This window comes from Pseudothermotoga hypogea DSM 11164 = NBRC 106472, from assembly GCF_000816145.1.
GTDB lineage: Bacteria > Thermotogota > Thermotogae > Thermotogales > DSM-5069 > Pseudothermotoga_A > Pseudothermotoga_A hypogea.
In genome coordinates, this window is record NZ_CP007141.1 from 2,050,018 (window position 1) to 2,066,848 (window position 16,831).

Sequence of the window (16,831 nt, forward strand, 5' to 3'; positions counted from 1 at the left end):
CATGTTGAAATACACAGAACTGGTTCTGGATCATTTCAAAAACCCCAGAAATCTTGGACGCATAGAAAACCCGGACGCTGAAGCCACGGAAGGAAGTATCGCTTGTGGAGACATGATGACAGTGTATTTGAAGATCGAGGACAACAAGATCGTGGACATAAAGTTCGAATCGTACGGGTGTGCTGCGAACATCGCCACGGCCTCCATGATGACGGAAGTTGTCAAAGGCCTCACGCTGGAGGAAGCCAAGAAGATCACGTGGAAGGACATAGTTGAGAGGCTCGGAGGCCTGCCTCCTGTGAAATATCACTGCAGCAATCTCGCGATAGACACACTCAGAAAGGCGATCAGCGCGTATGAAGAATCGCTCGTTGGGAAGTGATCGTTCATGAGGGTGTATCTGGATCACGCCGCAACGACGCGCGTTTTCGATGAAGTTGCACAAGAGATGGTCAAGCTCTTCACACAGTTCTACGGCAACGCCTCCAGTCTGCACTCACACGGGTACGAAGCCAAAAGACTTTACGAGGAGGCCAGAAGCAAGATCGCGAAGCATTTGAACGTTGAGCCTGAAGAAATCTACTTCACTTCGGGTGGGACTGAGTCCGACAACATCGCAATACGAGGCTTTTTGAAAGCGAACTTCCCAAACGGTGGGCACATCATAACCACCCAGATCGAACATCCTGCAGTGCTCGAAGTCGCCAAACAGTTGGAAAGAGAAGGATACAGTGTGACTTACTTGAAACCAACGAGCGACGGGTACGTCACGCCCGATGACTTTAGAAGGGCGATACGAAAAGATACGGTACTCGCATCGATCATGTGGGTCAACAACGAAACTGGAGTGATCCAACCGATAGAAGAGATATCCAAAATAGCTCGAGAACATGGAATAGTTCTCCACAGCGACGCGGTCCAAGCCGTAGGGAAAATCAAAATCGACGCCAGACTCGTCGACATGCTGTCTGCGTCCGGTCACAAGTTCTACGCGCCAAAGGGATGTGGTTTTCTGTACGTGTCGAAGCGAGTGAAGGTTGAGCCCATCATGTACGGTGGAGGGCACGAGAGGGGTTTGAGAAGCGGTACTGAGAACGTGCCCGGTGCGTACGCTATGGCGCTGGCGCTCGAGATCATTGAGAAGAATTACGAGGTTTGGTCTGGGAAGGTGAAAAGATTCAAAGAGAAGATCCTGAGTGCCATTGAGAACATCCCGGCCCACCACGTAAACGGTTCGAACACGATCTTTTCTCACATCAACGTTTCGTTCAAGAACGTTCTTGGTGAAACACTCGCAACGGCGCTGGACATGAACGGAATATCAGTTTCGACAGCTTCCGCATGCTCTTCTCACCACGGTACGGCAAGGTCGCACGTGCTTGAAGCGATGCAGCTTGAGGACTGGATGATCGATGGAGCGATCAGGATAAGCCTGGGTTACGACAACAGCGAAAATGAGATAGAGTATTTCGTGGAAGTCCTTTCCAAAGAAGTCGACAGACTAAGGAAGATGTCCTGAGGGGGAAAACTTCATGTATTCAGACAAATTCAAGCAGCTCTTCATGTACCCAAAATACTGCAAAGACATAGAGTACACACACACCGCGGAAGTCGTCTATCCCGAACACGGTGACAAGGTTCGGATCTTTTTGAGAATCGAGAACTACGTCGTGAAAGACGTTGCGTTCAAAGCAGTGGGTTGTCCGCGCGTGATCGCTGCATCCGAAGCAGTCTGCAGACTGATCGATGGAAAACACATTGACGATGTGAAATACCTGAACGAAGAGCATGTCCGAGACGAGATGGACTTCCACGACAAGAACTTCACCTGCATAAATGCACCAATCGAGGCTGTGAAGAAGGCCATAGCGAAGGTACTATGACGGGCTTCTGGCGTGGCTTGATCTACAGCAGTGTCGCTGGCACCAGCACGGTGCTCGGTGCGATACCTTTTCTGTTGTTCAACAAGGTTGCTTCACAAAAATTGATAGACGCCTTCCTTGGCTTTGCCGCAGGCGTGATGCTCGCTGCAAGCGCATTCAGCTTAGCCCTACCGTCGATCGAGCTGGGTGGGATTTTGCGCTTCGCCGTTGGTTTTGCACTGGGAGGTATTCTCGTCGACGTTATGGACAAGCTTCTGCCTCACGAACATTTCACGAAGGGCCACGAGGGAATAGATGCAAAGCGTCTCAAAACCATCTGGCTGTTCATCATCGCGATCACCATTCACAATCTTCCTGAGGGCATGGCAGTTGGTGTTGGAGGCTTCACACCACAGGCTTTAACAATCGCTATAGCTATAGGTTTGCAGAACATTCCCGAAGGTGCAGCCGTGGCGGCGTCCTTGATGAGTGCCAAGTACAAAAAGTCGTCCATCTTCTTCATCACCCTCTTCACAGGAGTTGTGGAAGCGCTTGGTGGGCTGCTGGGTGCGACACTGATAAGTTTTGCGAAAGGGTTGTTGCCATACCTGCTCGCGTTGGCCGCGGGCGCGATGATTTTCGTGATAAGCGATGAGGTGATTCCTGAAACGCACTTGAAGGGCCAAGAGCGAATCACGACTTACTGGATCTTGATCGGCTTCATCGTCATGACCGCGCTTGATGTTCTTCTTGGATAGCTGGTATCATCTTATTTGGAGGTGCAAAGAGGTGAACGAAAAGATAGACAAGATAGTGCTCTCTCTCAAGGAAGAAATGTTCAAAGAAGCTTCAAATTTAGTGAAAATCAAATCTGTCCAATCCGATCCAGCACCTGGAAAGCCGTTCGGCGAGGGTGTGGCACAGGCGTTGGATTACGCTTTGAAACTCGGTGAGAGGCTCGGTTTTCGTGTCAAGAATGTGGATGGCTATGCGGGACACATAGAGTACGGAGAAACTGGAAAACTTTTCGCGGTGCTGGGTCATTTGGACATCGTTCCGGAAGGAGAAGGTTGGAGCGTTGATCCTTATGGTGGGATCATCAAGGATGGCTATCTTTGGGGTCGTGGCGCTGCAGACAACAAAGGTCCCACCGTGGCTGTGATCTACGCCCTCAAAGCGGTCAAAGAAGCTGGCGTACCGATCAAGAATAGGGCGAGAATCATTCTGGGAACGGACGAGGAATCAGGTTGGGAGTGTGTGAAGCACTACTTCGAAAAGGAAGAAAAACCGGTGTACGCAGTAACGCCGGACGCGGCTTTTCCAATCATATACGCGGAGAAAGGAATAATAACCTACAGGATCAGGATGAAAAGAGATCTATCTTCGAGCGGAAAGATCAAAGTGCTGAGATTCGAAGGTGGAGACGCTTCGAACGTGGTACCACAGAGTGCGGTTGTGGAGCTTTCCCCAGTCGACGATGAAACGATGCAGAAATTGAAAACTTTCCGAGCGAGGAACAACGCACGCATAGATTGGTCGACAGAAAACGACAGGCTCGTGGTTCGAGCCCAGGGTAAATCCGCACATGGTTCCACGCCGGAGAAGGGGATCAACGCCATCGCTGCGCTCTTGGATTTTTTGAGAGATCTCGATCTGAGCGAAGATGTGAAGACATTCGTTCGTGTGCTCGCGAGCAAGATTGGTTACGAAACGGACGGATCGTCTTTGAGGATCGCCGGCAGAGACTGCGTGGTTGGAGATCTGACTGTGAATCTCGGAACCGTACGTATGAACGATGAGACGCTCGAGGCTACGATCAACATAAGATATCCCATCTACTATTCCGAAGAGATGATGGCCAGACAGATCAAGGAAGCTTTGAAGCCTCTGGACGTAGAGGGAGAGCACCATCTACCTCCATTGTTCGTTTCCCCAGACAGCGAGTTGATCAAGATTCTGAGCGAAGTTTACACCGAGATGACCAACCAGCCTGCCACGCTCTTAACGATGGGTGGTGGCACTTACGCACGCGCAGTGCCGTGTGGTGTGGCGTTCGGCCCGCTGCTTCCAGGAAGGGAAGGAACGGAGCATCAACCAGACGAGAGGATCGCACTGGATGATTTGGTGACGGTCGCAAGGATCTACGCACAACTTTTCTACAGGATGCTCACACTCTGGGAATAGCGAAACTTGCCAAACTTGTGAGGTTTTAGAACAACCTCTCTTGTTTGGGCTTTGTGAGTTTGAACTTCTGTAGGAACTCCTCTTCGGTGAGAATTTTCACCCCGAGCTGTTGGGCTCTTGCGAGCTTGGAGCCGGGGTTTTCTCCGACGATCAGATAATCAGTTTTCCGAGACACGCTGTCCGTGACTTTACCTCCGTGTGCGATGATGAACTCTTCGATCTCACTTCGACTGAAGTTCTTCAAAGTTCCCGTCACCGCGAAGGTGAGACCTTTTAGAGCTTCAGATGTCTCAGTAGATTTTTCTTCCTCAAGTTTGACACCAGCTTTTTCCAGTTTTTCCAGTATTTCCTTTGTCTTTTCGTTCCTGAAGTATTCAACGATGCTGCGGGCTATCTCTTCCCCTATACCCGGAATCTGCATGAGCTGATCCACGTCGGCTTCGGCGAGCTTCTTCAGACTTCTGAAGTTCTGAGCAAGTACATAAGCCGTTTTCTCGCCGACCAGCGGTATTCCAAGGGCTGTTATCCACTTGTGAAGGGGTGCTCGTTTAGCCTTTTCAATCTCGCTCAAAAGGTTAGCGATGGTCTTCTGCCCAATTCCAGGGCCAAGCTGTGAGAGATCGAACGGAGTCAGATAAAAAATATCAGCGATGTCCTTCACCAGGCCTGAGTCGACGAGCCTGTCTATCATCTTTTCACCCAAGCCATTTATATCGAGTGCGCTCCTCGATGCGAGCGTTTCTAAAGCCCTCTTCAATTTCGCCGGGCAGTGTGGGTTCAAGCATCTCAACGCAACCTCACCGATCTCAATTTTCCCGACTTCGCCTCCGCATACCGGGCACCTCTTTGGTGGTTCTATCTTTTGTTCGCTACCAGTCCTGAGCGATTCAATCACGGAGACAACCTGCGGGATTATGCCTCCAGCCTTTTCTATGTAGACCCAGTCTCCGATTCGGATGTCCTTTTCCTCTATGTAGTCGAAATTGTGAAGACTTGCCCTCTTGACGATCGTTCCAGCCAGTTGAACCGGTTCCAGCTCAGCGACGGGCGTCAAAGTACCAGTTCTACCCACTTGGACCGTCACGTCGACGATCCTCGTACGGGCATGCTCGGACGGGAACTTAAATGCGATGGCCCACCGTGGAGCCTTTGCGGTAGTTCCCAGGGCACGCTGCAGCTCGAACTCGTTAACCTTCACGACCACTCCATCGACCCAGTAGCCGAGCTCACGCCTCTTCTGGGTCCATTCTTTCCAGTAAGTTATGACTTCGTCGATACCGGTGCACAACTTTGAATGTGGATTGACTTTGAAACCTATCTCTCTGAGCCAGTTCAGCGCTTCCCACTGGGTCTTGAGTCCATACTGTTCGGGTTTCAGCACGTAGTATATGAAACTGTCCAAATGGCGTTCGGCAGTAATTCTGGTGTCCAGCTGACGGAGGGTCCCGGCGGCTGCGTTTCTGGGATTTGCAAAGAGTGGTTCGCCTCGCTTCTGTCTTTCTTCGTTCAGTCTCTCGAACACATCCGTGGGCATGTAAACTTCCCCACGCACCTCGACGCTCACCGATTTCCTCAATCTGAGGGGAATGCTCTTGACCTTCTTCAAATTCTCACTTATGTCGTCACCCCTGGTTCCATCACCCCTGCTGAGGCCCTGAACGAACCTGCCATCCACGTAGCGGAGAGACACAGAGACTCCATCTATCTTTAGCTCGGCAACGTACACTACTTCTTTCAGGTTCAAAAGTCTCTTTATCCTCTCGTCGAACTGTCTTATCTCTTCTTCGCTATAAGTGTTGTCGAGACTCAGCATCGGTTCGGAGTGAGGTACGCTTCGAAACTCGTCGAGAACTTTCTCGCTCACTCGCTGCGTTGGGGAATCCGGTGTCACCAGTTCAGGATACTGTCTTTCCAGTTCGATCAGTTCGCGCATGAGTCTGTCGTACTCCTCGTCGGTTATCACAGGGGATGCCAGAACGTAGTACCTGTAGTTGTGGTACTCTATTTCTTCGCGGAGCTGTTCAACCCTCTTCCTGATCTCCTCTGGAACATTCGACACGATCATCACCTCATACCAGGATCAGGTTCTTCAGCGATTCGGCAAGCAACCGTGCGGGGCTCGGTGCGTACTTCGGGTGGTTCTCTATGTACTGTTCGATGGCCTTCGAACCCGCAAAATCGACTATGACTTTCATGGATAGGAAGGGTTTTTCATTCTCCACACAGACCTTCGCCGCGGCCGCCGAGTCCATGTCCACACAGATGGCACCGGTGTTCTCGTGAATTTTCTTTGCAACAAGCTCCGAAGAAATGAAGCTGTCTCCCGAGGCGATAATCCCACAAGTGACATCGCTCGACTCCAGCAGAGGGGCGAACACTTCCTGTGAAGGATTGATCAGAGAATCGACGTTTACTCTCGGTGAAAAGTCGTACTCCACATAAGCGGTACCTGCAATCAACGTCCCAAGCAAGATGTCCTGTCGAAGTGCACCAGCCGCGCCAACGAGCAGGACACAATCAGGCGAGAATTTGTCCAGCAGGGCTTGAACGACGCATGCGGTTTCTACCTTTCCAACACAGCCACTCGTTATTAAAACTTCGTTCGTGCCGATCAAACCACGAAAAACGGGGCGTTTCAAGATCTCTGAAACTTGCAATCTCGGTGAAAGTGCATCTATGAGAGGTTTCACTTCTTCTGGAAGAACCCCAACGACCGCGATCATGAAATCACCCAAGGAAATTATAAACCAGCAGAGTACACACGCAGATATCTTTCGAGCACCTTGACGAACGCCTGATACAATCTTGGATCGAACTTGGTCCCAACCATCTCTTTCTCGATCAATCTCAGGGCCTCTTCCAAACTCATGGCACGCCTGTAAGGCCTTTCCTCGATCAGAGCGCAGAACACATCCACCAGACTCACGATCTGCGCCCTCAGAGTGATCTGGTCTCCTTTCAAACCATCGGGATAACCTGAGCCGTCGTAGTTCTCATGATGGTGTCTGATGATATCCGCAACAAGGTCCCAACCGGAGATCTTCTTTATGATCTTCTCACCATATATTGGATGCATCTTCATGATCTCGTACTCTTCCTGAGTCAGTCTACCCGGTTTGTTGAGAATGTGTTCGGGTATTCCTATCTTTCCTATGTCGTGCAACAACGCACCGAACTTGATCGCCTCCAGATCAGCGGGATCTCTCAAGCCTACTTCCTTCGCAAGTTCCAAAGCTAATGTCACGACACGGTCCGAATGACCGAAGGTGTTGGCATCCTTGACTTCAATGGCTTCAGCTAACGTTGCGATGATTTGTTCGTTCCTCTCCTCCAGAATCTTCTGAGTTTCTTCGAGCTCGTTCACCGTGTCCTGCAGGTTCTGTGTCATCGCGTGCAGCTCATGCCAGGAGGCTTTCTGTGCCTCAACGAGTCTGTGGATCCCATCCTGCAATTGGTTAAGTTCCGAGATTTTCGTTTCCAAAGGAACAAAAACCACCTCATCTGTCTTCTCGAGCTTGGCCAGACTCTGGTTCACGTTGTCTAACACAGCGTTCACCGCGGTGATGAGCCGATTTTCAAAGCTGTAGGCGAAGTTCAGCCAGAAGACTGCGCCGCACAGCGCAGCCAGAGCAACAATTATGTATGGAAGCAAAACGATCAGGTATGTGCCGAACGGGATAAAGGAACCAACAAAGGCGTCGAATCCCTCCAGAGGCTCTGAATGAACAAAACCTACCAGACCGTTGATCCTCAGAAAGCCTTTGTTTGTGTTGAGCTTCGAACCGAGAAGATCCAGACGGTTACACACCACCACGATTCCCTCTGAGCTGGTCAGAAAAACGTACGCCATGTCAGCTGAAATGGTTCTTTCGAACAGGGAAACGGGAACCTCGACCAAGAGAATCTCTGATTCGCGTTCAAGCAGAAATTTCACGCTGTTACCGTGCACGAAGATTCCCCTCAAATCTGAGGAAACCCAAGGTAGCTTCTCATAACGCAAAAGGTTCGATAGATCTATATTGCTGACACTGTCGACGTGTCTGTTCAATCGCCTCACGACTGCATTGAACGGTGATTGGCTCTGGCTGGACGCTTGGTCGAGCAGCTCGTTCAGGAAACCTTTGAGCAAGCTCACGTAACTCGTTGAGTAATACGAATTTATCCTCCGGGCCAAGGGAAAAAGACCCATCACGAACGTGGCAACGAGTATCAAGACCAGCAGCATGCCGTACCTCTTGAAGCGCAGCACCATTTCTCTGAGGCTCATTCGTTCACCTCTCGATCTCAAAGCTCCCGTTTCTTACCTCAACGAAAGTCAGTTCACGTTTCGATGAAAGATCACTGCCGATAACGAACTCACCCGTGACCCCGACGAACTTGCGGCCTCGCAGATATTCTGCGGCGTTCTGAGGCGATATCTTGTTTTGCAACAGCTCGACGATCAACATCGTCGCATCGTACGCACCTGCAACATCTATATCATCAAAACCTTTCTCAATCAGGATGGGATAGTTGAACAGACAGCACACAAGCATGCCTTCGACTGCGTCTTTTCCGCTCGGAATCAGATCTCTGTCGAAAGCATAGTCACTTCCGACGAGTGTTCCCGAGAAGCCCCTGGTTTTGGCCAACTGGGCAATCATTCCGGCCAGCCTTCCATCAACAGCCAAGACCATCACATCGTAATGTGCAAAGTCTTCGTCAACGAGTTCATCGACACTCGAAATGTGAACTGATTTGAAGGTCTCGACAGATAAAAATTTACGCAGACTCTCTTCCAGAGACTGGCTGTACACTGGATTGAACTTGTCACAAACCAGAAGAACCCTGTCGTGCCCGAAACGTTTTAACAGTTCCGCGATTTGTTTACCTTGTTCCTCATCCGTGACCGACAAACTCATTAAATAGCTACTCTTACCCACCACGAGGTAGGATGTGACCTGCGGTGCGATTGCAAAGATCTTGTACTTTTCGAGAAAAGGAAGCAAATCGCGAGCCTGGGAACTAATACGAGGACCGACGGCATAGCTGTTTTGATATTTCTTGAGGCTGGCTTCGAGTTTAGGCTTTTCGGCATCGATTCTCACCCTGACAGCCTCATAACGAAGTCGGTGCTCTTTCAGAAACGCTTCCACGCCTTGAAAGAAGTTCGCCTCACCATCTTCCAGAACTACGATGACGATTTTGTTCAACCTGACCTGACTCAGTACGATGATCAATGCAAGAGCCACGACAAACAACAGGGCTGCAAACTTCATTCAACGACCTCCATGCCGAAGCCGGCAGTACCTGGGCCAACGTGTGTTGTGATTACCTTGCCCATCTCAGTGAACTCGGCATCGAGAACGTCGTAATGTTGCTTAAGCATTTCAAGCAACACCTTGGTGCTCTCGCGTTCGTTGGCGTCCACCATGAGCAACCTGACTTTTTTACCTTCTGGCACCATGCTCAGGGCTTTCTTGATCAGCATTTCCTGTGCGCGTTTTTGACCCCTCGCTTTTTCGAACGGGATCAGTTTGCCTTCTTCGTTTATGAAGAGGCCGACGTGCAGGTTGAGTAAAGTACCCAAAAAACCCTGTAGTCGTGTGACCCTTCCACCTTTGACGAGAAAATCGAAGTTTGAAACGTAGAAGATTGCCTTGTATCGGCCTCTCTTCAGCTCGTCTTCGATGATTTTGACGATCTCACTCACACTCTTGCCCTCTTTTTCCAACTCACGGGCCCTTCTGGCCGGCAGAGGCATCGCCGCTGAAGCAAGCTTCGTGTCAATGACATGAACTGGCAGATCGAATTGCCTTGCGGCTTGCACTGCAGAATCGTACGTTCCAGAGAGTGCGGAGGAAATCGTCATGACGACGATCTCCTCGTAGCCTTGCTTCTTGATTTTCTCGTAGAGGTTCAGGAACTCTCCCACAGACGGTTGGGAGCTCTTGGGAAGTTCCTTCGCTTTGGAAATGCGATCGTAAAAGCTCTGGATCTCTTTCAAATCTCTTGTGTCGTCCTCTTGACTGCCGTCGGGCCAAGTCACATGCAAGGGAATTATCTCCAGGTCGAACTTTTCTATCCATCCCATGGGAACGTCAGAAGTGCTGTCGAGGACGATTTTGAACCTACCCATTTTTATCACCCCGTTTTGAAAATTTCCAAACGTTCTTGCAAACGAGAAACAGAACTGGACAAATCTCCGATTGAACTGATCAAAGATGCGATCAACTGATGTTGTTCGGTGAGAAGCTTCGATAGATTCGATGTCTCATCTGAAGTTTCCGAAACGTTCCTGGAAACTTCGCTGAGAGCTTGAGAAACTTCCTGAATGGATTCGGCCTGCTGCTGTACGGCGGAAGTGATAGATTCAAACGTCTGCATAGTCTGATTCAAACCTGATATGGTGTCCTGCAGAAGTTTGGTCAAACTGCTCTGTTCGTTGTAAACCTGTTCGACCACGTTGCCCACCTTCGTCGTCAGTTCAACCACTCTTTGCACCCTTTCCTCGATTTCAGTCAGTATAGATTCTATCTGTGAAACGGAGGATTTTGTTTGGTTTGCCAGTTTTCTTATTTCTTCCGCAACGACTGCAAATCCTCTTCCATTCTCTCCAGCCCTCGCTGCTTCTATGGCCGCGTTCAGAGCGAGCAAGTTGGTCTGCTCGGAGATGTTCTGTATCGTCGAGGCAATCTGCTTTATCTTGTTTGAAGATTGAACGAGTTCTTCTATGTTCTTTCTTGATTGTATCGACCATTTGAGACCCTCTTCCATGCTCTGAGAGATCTTACTGATCGAACTTGTGCCATCTTTGAGTTGATCTTTCATCTTGCTCGAATTTTCAAGCAAACGAGTGGACTCACGTGCGAGGTTCTGGATGAAAGAGCTTATTTCTTCCAATGAGGCGTTAACCTCTTCAGAAGCCGCAGCAACACGTTTCATTCTATCATCGATCGATTTGAAGGAATCTTGAAACTCCCGTGAGACGGTCTTCTCTTTGTCAATGAAACCCTGCACGGAATTCGACACGTCAAAGACCAACTTTGCCGAAGCTTTGGTCTCGCTCACAAGGTTCTTCAACTCGCCAACAACCTCTGTCATCAGATTGCAGATCTGTCCTATCTCGTCACGTGATCTGTCGAAAATCGAAGCTGTCAGATCTCCGGACCTGACAGCCTCGAAGATGGGTATCAGTTTCTTGATCCTGTTTCCAAACCATCGAGCCACCAAAAAGATCGCAACAACGGAGACAACGGAGACTATGGATATCAACACGATCGTGTAGATTCTCAGGGAAGTCATGGGCGCTTCGATTGATTCAGCCGGCGAGGAGATGTGGACTGACCAGTTGGTTTTTGGAATGAAACTGCTGATGAGATAAACACTCCTCGAACCGATTTTCGACTTCTTGAGAGACGAAGAAAACTCATACCCAAGCTCTTTTAAATGCCTGCTTCGTTCAACGTTCCCACTGTGTGAAACAATCTTCATCTCTTCATCGCTCAAGATGACTTCCAGAGAGTCTCCCGATAATTCTTTCATAAGTTTATCGAAAACGGAGAGGTCGAAGACGACACCCGCACCAGCGATCAGCTTATCTTCGGCACGCACTGGAACGATTACCACCAGCGAATGATCCTCCGAGAGCTCCTTGACGACGTCCATTCCTATTCTTGTCTCACTCAATAGCATTTCCTTCAACTTCTCGGAAACGAAGATCTCCTCACTGCCGTTGATGACAAACCGACCGTCCGGAACGATCACGAAACAGCCACGGACATAATCTGGCATCTTCTCACGCTCAGTCGAAAGGAAGTTCGCAAGAGTCAGGGCCGCGTTTTCAAACGCGAGATTAAGGATTGGCTTGAGCATGGGCGTATTCGCCAGCGATTCGGCCACATTCACACAGCTCTGCAAGCTCGATGAGACGATCAGAGCGTACGAATGGACCAACCTCTCCAAGTTCTGCGAGGTCAACTTTCCCACCGTTCGTGATACCCTCAGATAGCTCAGCGAGTTTCCGACCACCAGAAGTACAACTATCAACGGCACGATGAAGAGAATCAAACGTGCTGCAATGTTTCTCATCCCTTCACCCCTTCGCCCCAAGATAAGCCTTTCTGACATCGTCGTTCGCCAGAAGCTCGTTTCCAGGTCCTTGCAGCACTATTCTACCTGTTTCCAAAACGTAAGCATAATCGGCTATCTTCAGAGCACCGTACGCGTTTTGCTCCACAAGCAATATTGTAACAGCTTCGTCTCTTATCTTCTGAATCACTTCGAAGACTTCCTTCACCAAAAGCGGGGCTAATCCGAGCGATGGCTCATCGAGCATGAGCAACTTTGGACGGGTCATCAATCCTCTGGCAACGGCTAACATTTGTTGTTCTCCACCAGAAAGAGTTCCTCCGGGTTGTTTTAAACGCTCCTTCAACCGTGGAAAGAGTGAAAAGATCCACTCAAGATCCTTCTCAATTCCGTCTGGATCTTTTCTGTTGTAAGCCCCCATCATGAGGTTTTCGTACACGGTGAGATTTGGAAAGATCCTCCTGCCTTCTGGAACCATTGCGATCCCGAGCTGGACGATCGAGTGCGTCGGTTTATCTGTTATGTTAACCCCATTAAAGTGAACTTTGCCGGAGCTCTTTTTCACCAGGTTCATGATCGCCTTCAGGGTGGTGCTTTTGCCCGCACCGTTGGCGCCTATCAGTGTGATGATCTGGCCCTTTTTGACTTCTATAGAAATGCCCTTCACGGCATGAATGCTCCCATAGTGAACGTGTAAATTTTCGATCTTCAGGACGACGTCGCTCACAGCAGCACCTCCTCGCCGAGGTAGGCTTTGATGACCAAAGGATTCGACTGGATCTGGCTTGGCGTTCCCTCTGCAATCAGCTTTCCATAATCCATAACGTAAATCCTCTCGCATATGCCCATGATGACCTTCATATCGTGCTCGATCACGATGATGCTCAGGCCAAACTCGTCTCTGATCGCCTTTATGAACTCCATGAGCTCAGAGGTTTCCTGCGGGTTCATGCCCGCTGCGGGTTCGTCGAGCAAAAGAAGCTTCGGTTCGGTGGCAAGCGCTCGGGCTATCTCGAGCTTTCGCTGTAAACCGTAAGGAAGCGCACTGGCCTTTTCGTTTGCAAAGTTTAACAACCCAACTTTTGCCAGAAGTTTTTCCGAATGCTCTCTGACACTCTTTTCAAACTTCAAAGCAGATGGGGTCTTGAAAACGAAACTGAATAGGGAGAACATGCTGCGAAGCTTGCAGTGTCGTGCGACCATGACGTTCTCGAGCACACTCATGTCGGAGAACAACCTTATGTTCTGAAAAGTTCTCGCTATACCGAGCCGTGTCACCTCGTGTGGCTTCAGACCGTTCAATCTATTACCGAGGAAAACCATCTCTCCTTCATCCAGCTCGTACATACCTGTGATCAGGTTGAACAGCGTGGTCTTTCCGGCCCCGTTAGGACCTATGAGACCGACCAGCTCACCCTTCTTGACGTGTCCACTGAATTTGTCAACCGCGGTCAAACCACCGAAACGTTTCGTGACGTTTTTGAGCTCAAGGACGACCTCGTTCATCTTTTACCACCTCGTTTGAGCTTGGCAAAGATCGAGACGATTGAATCCCAGCTCAACTCGTTCCTGCCCATGATGCCTCTCTGCCAGAAAAGCATCAAAACTATCAAAAGCACGGACAACACAACCATCCTCATGCCCGGAACACCTGGATAGTTGATGAACCAGATCTTGAACGGACTCTCCAACACCCTGAGGAACTCCAGCCCCACGGTGTAGATCGCCGCACCTATGATCGAACCAGTGATGCTTCCAAGCCCTCCGAGGACAACCATGATCAATATTTCGAAAGTTCTGACGAAAGCGAAGGACTTCGGGTCTATGGTTGTTATCAGATGCGCCCATAAAGCACCTCCGACACCTGCGAAAAACGAACCAATGACGAAACTCATCACCTGGTGTGAAAAAACGTTTATGCCCATTGCCTTTGCAGCGATTGGATCTTCCCTGATAGCTTTCAGAGCCCTACCGTAGCTACTGCTCACTAAGCTCGCTATGGCGACAACTGTTATCAAGGCCCATCCCCAGGACCAGTAAAGGTTCGTGTAAGATGGGATCCCTTTCAATCCCAGAGCGCCGTTGGTGATGGACCAAGCGTTGTTCGCAATCACCCTTATGGTTTCACCCAGACCCAACGTCGCGATGGCCAAATAATCACCTATCAGCCTGAGAGACGGCGCGGCGACCAGATATCCAAAACCTGCCGAGACGAGCCCGGCTATCAAGATCGCCGGTAAGAAAGGCAGTTCTATTCTGTTGAAGGGAGAGATGAGCGGTTTTATCAGATAAGTGATCTCTTTCTGTTCAATCGGAAGCGTTAACAGCACCGAAGTGTAGGCGCCTATGGCTATGAAACCTGCATGTCCAAGAGAGAAGATCCCGGTCATCCCGTTTATCAAATTGAGCGAAACCGCAAAGATTATGTTGATGGCTATCAGGTTCAGAATGAGCACAACGTAATCGCTCGCCTTCTTGTCGGCAACAGTTATCAAGAGCGCCATCAGAATGACAAAGAGAATTGTCAAAATGGTTTTGGTCTTGACGGACAGTCTTTTCGACATGCGCATCACACCTTTTCGGAAACTTCAACGCCGAGTATTCCTGTCGGTCTCACAAGAAGCACGAAAATCAGTATCACGTAGGCTATAGCGTCCCTGTAACCTGCTATAGATGGGAACAAAGCCACGATCATGATTTCACTGACACCAAGGATGAATCCCCCCAGCATTGCGCCCGGTATGCTGCCTATTCCACCGACAACTGCAGATATGAACGCCTTCAAACCGGGTACCATGCCGGTGTAGGGGTAAACCTGAGGGTAGGTCATGGCCCAGAGTATGCCACCGATCGCTGCGAGAGAAGAGCCGATCATGAAGGTGTAGCTTATGATCCTGTCGGCGTTCACGCCCATGAGCCGCGTTGTGGGAATGTCTTTCGAGATGGCCCGCATCGCCATACCCACCTTGGATTTGTAGACGATCCATACCAGAACCAACAGCGAAACGGCGACAATCGAGAGCGTTATCAGCGTGACCAATCTGATCCTGACATCACCCAACTTCAGAATTTTCAAGAAGTACACTGGATACATCCCGGTTTGAGGGTTGAAAGATTTGGCCCGGCCACCGAAAACCACCGTGGCGAAGTTCTGCAGGAAAAAAGAAACTCCTATGGCAGTTATGAGTGCAGATATCCTTGGCGCATTTCTCAGTGGTCTATAAGCGATTCTTTCAATCAATGCTCCGAGAAAGGCGGTGAAAAAGATCGCGGTGATGAAGGATAACCACCAGGGAAACATGAAGAGCGTTACCCCGTAGAAAGCGAAATAGATACCATAAGTGAAGATGTCACCGTGCGCGAAGTTTATGAGTCTCAGGATCCCATAGACCATCGTGTAGCCGATAGCTATCAATGCGTAGATCCCACCGAGAGAGAACGCGTTGATCAAATGCTGTACAAAATCAGAGAGCCTCAAATCTCACTCCCCCTTTGACACAGAAGAGCCCCCGTGAGGGGGCTCATTCCTCACGGTCTTACAACCGTTTTCAATTCTGGTTTTCCACCTTTGATTTCAATTATCACCGCAGGCTTGACAGGATCACCCGAATCGGGTGGAAAGCTTATCATACCTGCGACACCGGCGAAGTCTTTCGTCGCAGCTAAGGCGTCCCTTATTGCGACCGGATCGAGAGACTGTGCTCGTTCGATCGCGTCCAGAACCAGATTGTAAGCGTCGAACGCAAGGGCACCGAACGCGTCGGGTCTTCTGTTGTACTCTTTCACGTAAGCCTCGACGAACGGTTTTGTCTTCGGTGAAAGATCCGCATCTTGGTGGAAGTAAGTCGTGTAACAGAGACCCTCTACGAATTTCCCACCAATCTGGATCAGCTCTGGCGCATCCGCACCATCACCGGCAAGGAAGTTACCCGTGAAACCCAGTTCCCTTGCTTGTTTACAAATGAGCGCTATCTCAGCATAATAACCAGGCAGGAAGATCGTGTCGGGGTTTTGGGCCAGAGCATAGGTCAACTGCGCGGAGAAATCCTGATCTCCAGTGTTGTAGTAGACTTCAAAGAATTTTCCACCAAACTTGGCGAAAGCGCGCTTAAAGTAATTCGCAAGCCCAACGACGTAGTCCTGTGCAACGTCGACGAAGATCGCAACCTTCCTGGACTTGAACTCTTCCCATGCGAACTTCGCGAGCAGTTCACCCTGCAACGTGTCGACAAAGCAGGCCCTGAAGATGAACCTTCTGTTCTGGGTGACGAGTGGATTCGTCGCGGTGTTCGTCACCAGGGGCACTTGCTTTTGTTCTGCGATCGCACCTGCTGCCAAGGCGCATGAGCTCGTGCAGGGACCAAGAATCGCAACGACCTTTTCCATGTCGATCAACCTTCTTGCGACGTTTGCAGCCTCGGCCTTGTCACCCTTATTGTCGAGCAGGATCACCTTGACGGGTACGTCTTTTCCTCCAATGTTGACCGTGGGTCTGAGCTTCATGGCCAACTTCACACCGTCCCAGGACATTTGTCCAAATCCTGCGATGGGCCCAGTCATCTCCCAACCTGCACCGATCCTAACTTCGGTGACCTCGGCAGCAAACATGAGCGCGGCGGAAACCATCAACACTACCAGGAAGAACCTACGCACAACACCACCTCCATTGAACAGTTTGCGGGCTATGTTTGCCGTTATTATATCATAAACGTAGA

Annotated in this window: 16 protein-coding genes; 5 read left to right on the plus strand and 11 right to left on the minus strand. The window is 49.9% G+C overall.

Annotation, left to right across the window (positions count from 1 at the left end; genetic code table 11):
* Position 1: 1 nt before the first annotated feature.
* From AJ81_RS10080 to pepV, 5 genes are read left to right on the plus strand one after another with little or no spacing between them, the layout of a single operon-like run.
* A complete protein-coding gene (locus AJ81_RS10080; RefSeq protein ID WP_031502681.1) occupies positions 2-382 on the plus strand; it encodes an iron-sulfur cluster assembly scaffold protein NifU in 381 nt (126 codons plus the stop codon).
* A 6-nt stretch (positions 383-388) separates the two neighbouring features.
* Positions 389-1,519, plus strand: a complete 1,131-nt coding sequence (locus tag AJ81_RS10085) for a cysteine desulfurase family protein (protein ID WP_031502683.1) — start codon at positions 389-391, stop codon at positions 1,517-1,519.
* A 13-nt stretch (positions 1,520-1,532) separates the two neighbouring features.
* Entirely contained in the window at positions 1,533-1,883 is a 351-nt protein-coding gene (locus tag AJ81_RS10090; RefSeq protein WP_031502685.1) for an iron-sulfur cluster assembly scaffold protein, read from the plus strand.
* A complete protein-coding gene (locus AJ81_RS10095) occupies positions 1,880-2,620 on the plus strand; it encodes a ZIP family metal transporter (protein ID WP_031502687.1) in 741 nt (246 codons plus the stop codon). The genes AJ81_RS10090 and AJ81_RS10095 overlap by 4 nt, the downstream gene beginning before the upstream one ends.
* A 31-nt stretch (positions 2,621-2,651) precedes the next feature.
* A complete protein-coding gene (gene pepV, locus AJ81_RS10100) occupies positions 2,652-4,046 on the plus strand; it encodes a dipeptidase PepV (protein WP_031502688.1) in 1,395 nt (464 codons plus the stop codon).
* A gap of 25 nt (positions 4,047-4,071) precedes the next feature.
* On the opposite strand, the gene ligA is transcribed toward pepV, so the two are convergent.
* From ligA to AJ81_RS10155, 11 genes are read right to left on the minus strand one after another with little or no spacing between them, the layout of a single operon-like run.
* Positions 4,072-6,105, minus strand: a complete 2,034-nt coding sequence (ligA, locus tag AJ81_RS10105) for an NAD-dependent DNA ligase LigA (RefSeq protein WP_248691101.1) — start codon at positions 6,103-6,105, stop codon at positions 4,072-4,074.
* Positions 6,106-6,115: 10 nt separating this feature from the next.
* Complete coding sequence (locus tag AJ81_RS10110; RefSeq protein ID WP_064462351.1) at positions 6,116-6,769, minus strand: 5'-methylthioadenosine/S-adenosylhomocysteine nucleosidase; 654 nt, start codon at positions 6,767-6,769, stop codon at positions 6,116-6,118.
* A 17-nt stretch (positions 6,770-6,786) separates the two neighbouring features.
* On the minus strand, positions 6,787-8,313 hold the full coding sequence (locus tag AJ81_RS10115) for an HD-GYP domain-containing protein (protein WP_031502694.1): 1,527 nt from the start codon (positions 8,311-8,313) through the stop codon (positions 6,787-6,789).
* A 4-nt stretch (positions 8,314-8,317) separates the two neighbouring features.
* Entirely contained in the window at positions 8,318-9,304 is a 987-nt protein-coding gene (locus AJ81_RS10120) for an ABC transporter substrate-binding protein (RefSeq protein WP_031502696.1), read from the minus strand.
* Positions 9,301-10,164 (minus strand): DegV family protein, encoded by an 864-nt coding sequence (locus AJ81_RS10125; protein ID WP_031502698.1) that lies wholly within the window; start codon positions 10,162-10,164, stop codon positions 9,301-9,303. The genes AJ81_RS10120 and AJ81_RS10125 overlap by 4 nt, the downstream gene beginning before the upstream one ends.
* A gap of 5 nt (positions 10,165-10,169) precedes the next feature.
* Positions 10,170-12,116 (minus strand): methyl-accepting chemotaxis protein, encoded by a 1,947-nt coding sequence (locus tag AJ81_RS10130; protein WP_031502699.1) that lies wholly within the window; start codon positions 12,114-12,116, stop codon positions 10,170-10,172.
* 4 nt (positions 12,117-12,120) lie between these two features.
* Positions 12,121-12,843 (minus strand): ABC transporter ATP-binding protein, encoded by a 723-nt coding sequence (locus tag AJ81_RS10135; protein WP_031502702.1) that lies wholly within the window; start codon positions 12,841-12,843, stop codon positions 12,121-12,123.
* Positions 12,840-13,622, minus strand: coding sequence for an ABC transporter ATP-binding protein (locus tag AJ81_RS10140; protein WP_031502703.1), 783 nt, complete (start codon positions 13,620-13,622; stop codon positions 12,840-12,842). Before AJ81_RS10140 ends, AJ81_RS10135 begins: the two co-directional genes overlap by 4 nt.
* On the minus strand, positions 13,619-14,680 hold the full coding sequence (locus tag AJ81_RS10145) for a branched-chain amino acid ABC transporter permease (protein WP_096325193.1): 1,062 nt from the start codon (positions 14,678-14,680) through the stop codon (positions 13,619-13,621). The genes AJ81_RS10140 and AJ81_RS10145 overlap by 4 nt, the downstream gene beginning before the upstream one ends.
* A gap of 5 nt (positions 14,681-14,685) precedes the next feature.
* The gene (locus AJ81_RS10150) at positions 14,686-15,594 is read right to left on the minus strand and encodes a branched-chain amino acid ABC transporter permease (protein ID WP_031502706.1); all 909 of its coding nucleotides are present in this window, start codon (positions 15,592-15,594) and stop codon (positions 14,686-14,688) included.
* 50 nt (positions 15,595-15,644) lie between these two features.
* Positions 15,645-16,769 (minus strand): ABC transporter substrate-binding protein, encoded by a 1,125-nt coding sequence (locus tag AJ81_RS10155; protein WP_031502709.1) that lies wholly within the window; start codon positions 16,767-16,769, stop codon positions 15,645-15,647.
* Positions 16,770-16,831 lie beyond the last annotated feature (62 nt).

Excerpts from the sequence above, each read along its gene's own strand:
- AJ81_RS10080 (WP_031502681.1), top strand. The coding sequence starts at position 2 with ATGTTGAAATACACAGAACTGGTTCTGGATCATTTCAAAAACCCCAGA.
- AJ81_RS10085 (WP_031502683.1), top strand. The coding sequence starts at position 389 with ATGAGGGTGTATCTGGATCACGCCGCAACGACGCGCGTTTTCGATGAA.
- AJ81_RS10090 (WP_031502685.1), top strand. The coding sequence starts at position 1,533 with ATGTATTCAGACAAATTCAAGCAGCTCTTCATGTACCCAAAATACTGC.
- AJ81_RS10095 (WP_031502687.1), top strand. The coding sequence starts at position 1,880 with ATGACGGGCTTCTGGCGTGGCTTGATCTACAGCAGTGTCGCTGGCACC.
- AJ81_RS10110 (WP_064462351.1), bottom strand. The coding sequence starts at position 6,769 with ATGATCGCGGTCGTTGGGGTTCTTCCAGAAGAAGTGAAACCTCTCATA.
- AJ81_RS10115 (WP_031502694.1), bottom strand. The coding sequence starts at position 8,313 with ATGAGCCTCAGAGAAATGGTGCTGCGCTTCAAGAGGTACGGCATGCTG.
- AJ81_RS10120 (WP_031502696.1), bottom strand. The coding sequence starts at position 9,304 with ATGAAGTTTGCAGCCCTGTTGTTTGTCGTGGCTCTTGCATTGATCATC.
- AJ81_RS10125 (WP_031502698.1), bottom strand. The coding sequence starts at position 10,164 with ATGGGTAGGTTCAAAATCGTCCTCGACAGCACTTCTGACGTTCCCATG.
- AJ81_RS10130 (WP_031502699.1), bottom strand. The coding sequence starts at position 12,116 with ATGAGAAACATTGCAGCACGTTTGATTCTCTTCATCGTGCCGTTGATA.
- AJ81_RS10140 (WP_031502703.1), bottom strand. The coding sequence starts at position 13,622 with ATGAACGAGGTCGTCCTTGAGCTCAAAAACGTCACGAAACGTTTCGGT.
- AJ81_RS10145 (WP_096325193.1), bottom strand. The coding sequence starts at position 14,680 with ATGTCGAAAAGACTGTCCGTCAAGACCAAAACCATTTTGACAATTCTC.